The organism is Actinomyces sp. ICM47 (genome assembly GCF_000278725.1).
In the GTDB taxonomy this organism is placed as follows: Bacteria; Actinomycetota; Actinomycetes; order Actinomycetales; family Actinomycetaceae; genus Pauljensenia.
Map to the genome: position 1 here is coordinate 1 of NZ_ALCA01000057.1, position 3,623 is coordinate 3,623.

General features: G+C 53.2%; 3 protein-coding genes. 1 reads left to right on the top strand and 2 read right to left on the bottom strand.

The annotated features are described in order from the left end of the window. Together HMPREF1136_RS03585 and tet(W) are read right to left on the bottom strand one after the other, a co-directional pair. Positions 1-424 (bottom strand): transposase family protein (locus HMPREF1136_RS03585; RefSeq protein WP_034504749.1); only part of this gene is annotated, 424 nt, incomplete at its 3' end. 407 nt (positions 425-831) lie between these two features. Further along, a complete protein-coding gene (gene tet(W), locus HMPREF1136_RS03590; protein WP_002586627.1) occupies positions 832-2,751 on the bottom strand; it encodes a tetracycline resistance ribosomal protection protein Tet(W) in 1,920 nt (639 codons plus the stop codon). A 448-nt stretch (positions 2,752-3,199) separates the two neighbouring features. On the opposite strand from tet(W), the gene HMPREF1136_RS10590 reads away from it, so the two are divergent. Then, a partial coding sequence (locus HMPREF1136_RS10590) for a transposase family protein (protein ID WP_034504749.1) occupies positions 3,200-3,623 on the top strand: 424 nt, incomplete at its 3' end.

Genomic DNA, 3,623 nt, shown 5'->3' on the forward strand with positions numbered 1-3,623 from the left:
TTCCTAACTGTCGGGCCAGCCCCAAGATAGTGGCTCCCTCGAAGCGCAACTGTCGGATCGCCCAGCGGATCGCCCGCACACCCAGACGCGCCCGAGGTGCGCGCATTGAGTGGTTCTGCTCGCTAAAGGTCGCGATCTGGCAGGTGGTTTCGCGGCATATCCATCGGCGCTTAAACCATCGGATCCGCACTGGAACCCCGGCCCAGGGCGCGTCGATCACCTCCACCACCACGCGCCCGTGGCCTTGTGCGATCACCCCACAACCCGGGCAGCCAGCGCGGCGATCACAGGACTCTATGTCGAGCATCAGACCGTACTCACGCCGAGCGGCAGCAACCAGATGGAAGCCCTCCAAACCGACGAGCAGATCACACCGATCACAACGATTAAGCGACACGGAGCAGCAGCAGGTAGGGTGAGACATTGTCGAGGTCCTTTGAAGATCGCGGGGGTTGAAGTCCGCTCATCATCAAGGACCTCGACCTCTACCCGCAACCCCCGCTCAACACCCGGTCACCCACACTCAACTCGGAAGAGCCAATAATTTCCATTGCCACACGCAATATCCAAAATGTAATCCGCAGGATTAGGAGATAGAAGTTCCGTTACTTTGGGACGCACTACCTCTCTGTGAAATTCATTAGATTCGTCACCCATTGCATTATCCCAAAATTGTGCGTTCTCCTCCCAGATTTTTTTTACTTTCCTCTGTTCCCATGTTCTCTCCCACTCCCCAAATTTGCTTTTTTGCTTCCATTAAATCTTCCTTACTATATTCCATTGTTACCCTCCATAACTTCTGATTGTTGCCGTCTTGACGATTATGTATCTTTACATTACCTTCTGAAACATATGGCGCACCTTGTCCAGGCGGCTGTTTGGACGGCGGGGCTGGATGACCGGCTGACCGACAGCGGCCTGATATCCTTTCAGCTCTGTAAGGCATACGCTCCGCCCGTTGGTGTAAAAGGCCAGATCAGTACGGTATGCCTGTATACAGCGGGCGGGAATCTCGCCAGTAAAGACAACTTCATCCTTTTTTACCTGGGCCGTTTCGATGGTGGCACAGTATTTCGGTGCATCATGATAAGCCCTGGAAAGGTATTCCTGGGGCGCATAGAGGATGAAGGAGAGATAAGGTTCCAGCAGCTGCGTCCCCGATTCCTTCAATGCCTGTTCCAATACAATCGGGGCCAATGAGCGGAAGTCCGCCGGCGTGCTGACCGGACTGTAATAAAGCCCGTATTCAAAGCAAATCTTACAGTCCGTTACGTTCCAGCCGAACAAGCCCTGCTCCAGCCCGTAACGGATACCATCCCTGACAGCGTTTTGAAAACTCTGGTTCAAGTATCCCAGCGAAACCCGGCTCTCGTATTGTACACCGGAGCCAAGCGAGAGTGGTGTAACAGACAGTCCTATGGATGCCCAAAACGGGTTGGGCGGCACCTCGATATGGATGGTGTGGCTGGCTGCTTTGAGCGGCCGCTCCATATAAATGACGGAGGGTTCCTTTACCACTGTTTCAAGCTTGTATTTTTCCGACAGCAAAGCGGAAACAACCTCCAACTGCACCCGGCCCAAAAAAGAAAGAATGATCTCATGGGTGATGGAATCCACTTCGCAACGCAAAAGCGGGTCAGTATCCGCAAGTTGCGTAAGAGCGTCCAGCAGCCGTTCTCTTTGCGCTGCCGTTTTCGGCGCAATCGTCGTCCGCAGCATGGGGAGGGGGTCCTCGCGCCACCTTTTACGAGGGAGCCGGGTTTGGTCCCCTAATACATCGTTTAACCTCACGCTGTCGCTGGGAAGGATAACAATTTCACCCTGATAAGCGGTGTCTGTCCGAACAATTTCCCCTTTGGATGGAATACGCATCTCTGTGATTTTCAGCTTTTCTCTCCCGGCCAGGGCCACCGTATCCCGCAGGCGCAGCGTTCCGCTGTATAACCGTAGATAGACACGCCGCTGGCCGCAATCGGTGTACTCAACCTTGAAAACGCTGCCGCATAGGGCGGCGCCCCCCTGTTCCCCAATCGGTTGGAACAGCCCTGTCACCGCATCCATCAACGGTTGAATGCCAAGGCCATTTTTGGCGCTGCCATGATAGACTGGGAACAGGGAGGCGTCTTGAACCCGCTGCTGTTCCTCCCGCGCAAGTTTTTCCCGGCTGATTGGTTCTCCTGCGATATACTTTTCCAATAATTCATCGTTATTTTCGATGACCGCATCCCATGCTTCTATGTCGGTATTTTCCTCCAGGACTATTTCCGGGGACAGCGACACCGTCTGCTTGATGATAATATCGGCGGAGAGCTTATCCCGAACAGACTGAACCACGCTCTGCAAATCAACGCCAGCCTGGTCGATCTTGTTGATAAAGATAACGGTGGGAATGTTCATTTTCCGCAGGGCATGGAACAGAATACGGGTCTGGGCCTGCACGCCATCTTTAGCGGAGATCACCAAGATGGCCCCATCTAAAACAGCCAAAGAGCGGTACACCTCCGCCAAAAAATCCATGTGGCCGGGCGTATCCACAATGTTAACTTTACATCTGTGCCACTGGAAGGAAGTGACTGCCGCTTGAATGGTAATCCCACGCTGCCGCTCCAAAAACATGGTGTCCGTCCTCGTTGTCCCTTTTTCGACGCTCCCCGGTTCTGAAATGGCTCCGCTGGCATATAGCAGGCTCTCCGTCAAGGTCGTCTTTCCAGCGTCTACATGGGCAAGAATTCCAATATTGATTATTTTCATGTGATTGTCCTCCCTTTACAGCCCCAAAGGGCATAAAAATCCCCAGCAGTAAAATACTTTTACCACTGGGGATTATAAGTTGCGGACATACACATATACAGCATACACCTGTTTGTGATTGCTGTTTTTGGGGATATGTCAAAATTGATAAGGCAAAAGTATTCTTAAATTGGGTACAAAAAACTAAGCCCCTACAAAAGGAGCTATCATAATCCTTTGTTCCCACTATTTGATTATAGTTTTATTTAAGAATACCTTGCCGCATATTTTTTACTCCTTTTCTGGATTGAATCATTGTATCACATCAGTTTTAGGAAAGCAAGTACCTAAAAGGGCTCTTCCGAGTTGAGTGTGGGTGACCGGGTGTTGAGCGGGGGTTGCGGGTAGAGGTCGAGGTCCTTGATGATGAGCGGACTTCAACCCCCGCGATCTTCAAAGGACCTCGACAATGTCTCACCCTACCTGCTGCTGCTCCGTGTCGCTTAATCGTTGTGATCGGTGTGATCTGCTCGTCGGTTTGGAGGGCTTCCATCTGGTTGCTGCCGCTCGGCGTGAGTACGGTCTGATGCTCGACATAGAGTCCTGTGATCGCCGCGCTGGCTGCCCGGGTTGTGGGGTGATCGCACAAGGCCACGGGCGCGTGGTGGTGGAGGTGATCGACGCGCCCTGGGCCGGGGTTCCAGTGCGGATCCGATGGTTTAAGCGCCGATGGATATGCCGCGAAACCACCTGCCAGATCGCGACCTTTAGCGAGCAGAACCACTCAATGCGCGCACCTCGGGCGCGTCTGGGTGTGCGGGCGATCCGCTGGGCGATCCGACAGTTGCGCTTCGAGGGAGCCACTATCTTGGGGCTGGCCCGACAGTTAGGAA